Below are 1,990 nucleotides of genomic sequence, written 5' to 3'. Positions count from 1 at the left end.
CGACCACCTCCTTTCGCTTGTTGACGACGACGGGGAGATGGGACGCGGCGCCGGAAAATTCAAGTCGCTGTGTTCGGGCGATTTCAGACGCCCCGTGCCCTCAATCGCAAGCGGCTGCGCGCGCCCGAAGAAAGGCGCGTTCGCGCCCGTTGCGCGTGAGAGTGGCCGCAGCCTCGAATTCGGCCCTCGCTTCCGCCCGTCGGCCGGCCCGGAACAGGAAGTCGCCGCGCGCCGCCGGCAGGGGGGCATAATCGCGAAGCGCAGCGACATCGTCCATCGCATCGAGCAGATGCAGGCCGGCTTCGGGCCCGAACGCCATGCTGTGGGCGACCGCGCGATTGAGATCGACCACCGGCGACGGCATCACGGCGCGCAGCCGGTCGTAGAGTGCGGCGATGCGCGGCCAGTCGGTATCGGCGGCCTTGCGTGCACGGGCATGTTCGGCCGCCAGCGCCGCTTGCAGCATATAGGGACCATCGCCATCGCGACCGCTGCCGAGCGCCTCGGCGCGCGCCAGCGCATCGAGGCCGCGGCGGATCAGCAGCTGGTCCCACCGCGCGCGATCCTGCCGGGTCAGCGGCACGAAATTTCCGTCGGGTCCAATGCGCGCGGACAGACGCGACGCCTGGATTTCCATCAACGCGAGCAGGCCGAGAACTTCGCCGTCGTCGGGACTAAGGCTCGCAAGGATGCGCCCGAGCCGCTGCGCTTCGAGGCAAAGATTCGGCCGCACCAGATCGTCGCCGGCGGTCGCCGCATAGCCTTCGTTGAAGATCAGGTAGACCACCTCGAGCACCGAGGCCAGCCGCGCCCCGCGTTCGGGGCCGCGCGGCACCTCGAAATTCACCCCGGCCTTCGCGATCGCCTTCTTCGCGCGGACGATGCGCTGGGCGATCGTCGCTTCGCTGGTCAGGAAAGCGCGCGCGATCTCGTCGGTCGTCAACCCGCCGACGATCCGCAGCGTCAGCGCGGCGCGCGCGTCGGCCGACAGGACGGGATGGCAGGCCGCGAAGATCAGGCCGAGCAGTTCGTCGCCCAGATCGTCGTCGATCGCGGCTTCGATTGCGCCTTGGTCGTCGAAGCCGCCATCAAGTTCGCGCGCGATGTCGAGATGCTTGCGCTCGCGCATCCGGTCGCGGCGGCCCGCATCGATGGCGCGGCGCTTCGCCGTGGTCATCAGCCACGCGCCGGGATTCGCCGGGACGCCGCGCTCCGGCCATTCGGCGAGCGCGACGACCAGCGCATCCTGCGCCAGTTCCTCGGCACGGTCGACGTCGCGCGCGAAACGGGCCAGACCCGCGATGAGTCTGGCCCGTTCGATCCGGAAAATCGCCTCGATCGCCTGATGCGTCTCACCTGCGGCCATTCCGCCTTGTCGGCGAAACCTCCAGCCGAGGCAAGCAGGCTACCGCTGCCGGCTTCAGTAGCCTTCCAGCTTGTCGCGCAGCCGCTCGTGGATTTCCTTTGCCTCGGGGGTCATGGCCTCTTCGAAATCGGCCATTTCGTAGAGCGGCCGGATTTCGATCTCGCTCGGCCCCAGCATCGGATTGGGACAGCGCTTCACCCAGGCGACCGCCTCGTCCATATCCTTGACTTCCCACAGCCAGAAGCCCGCGACCAGCTCGCGCGTTTCGGCAAATGGCCCATCGATCACCGAGCGGCCGGGGCCGTCGAACGCGACCCGCTTGCCCGCCGAAGAGGGTTTCAAGCCATCGCCCGCGAGCAGGATGCCGGCATTGACCAGTTCCTCGTTGAACTTGCCCATCGCTTCCATCATGCCCATCGTCTCGGGCGTAGGTTCAAAGCCGTTTTCGCTGTCCTCGGTCGCCTTCACGAACACCATCACACGCATTGTCTGTCTCCTTGTCTGAACCGGCCATATCGACCTGGTACCGATACGACGAACGGGAATCGCGGAAATCGACATCGCTTCGAATTTTTTTTTGCGGTCGTCGTTTTCGGGCGATGCCCTCGCGATCACCAGAATTTC

The 1,990-nt window shown here is 66.6% G+C and carries 2 protein-coding genes and 1 pseudogene; all 3 read right to left on the bottom strand.

Features of this window, described 5'->3' with window-relative positions:
- Positions 1–100 precede the first annotated feature (100 nt).
- On the bottom strand, positions 101–1,366 hold the full coding sequence (locus VGD20_RS09020) for an RNA polymerase sigma factor (protein WP_331134123.1): 1,266 nt from the start codon (positions 1,364–1,366) through the stop codon (positions 101–103).
- 126 nt (positions 1,367–1,492) lie between these two features.
- Positions 1,493–1,852, bottom strand: a pseudogene (locus tag VGD20_RS09015) (YciI family protein); the annotation flags it as partial.
- Positions 1,800–1,990: hypothetical protein (locus VGD20_RS09010; protein WP_331134122.1), on the bottom strand; the 191-nt coding region annotated here is incomplete at its 5' end. The pseudogene VGD20_RS09015 and the gene VGD20_RS09010, both read right to left, overlap by 53 nt.

Source organism: Sphingopyxis sp., from assembly GCF_036402335.1.
Taxonomy (GTDB): Bacteria; Pseudomonadota; Alphaproteobacteria; order Sphingomonadales; family Sphingomonadaceae; genus Sphingopyxis.
Note: the sequence above shows the minus strand (reverse complement) of the source record. Positions and strands in the feature narration are given on the sequence as shown.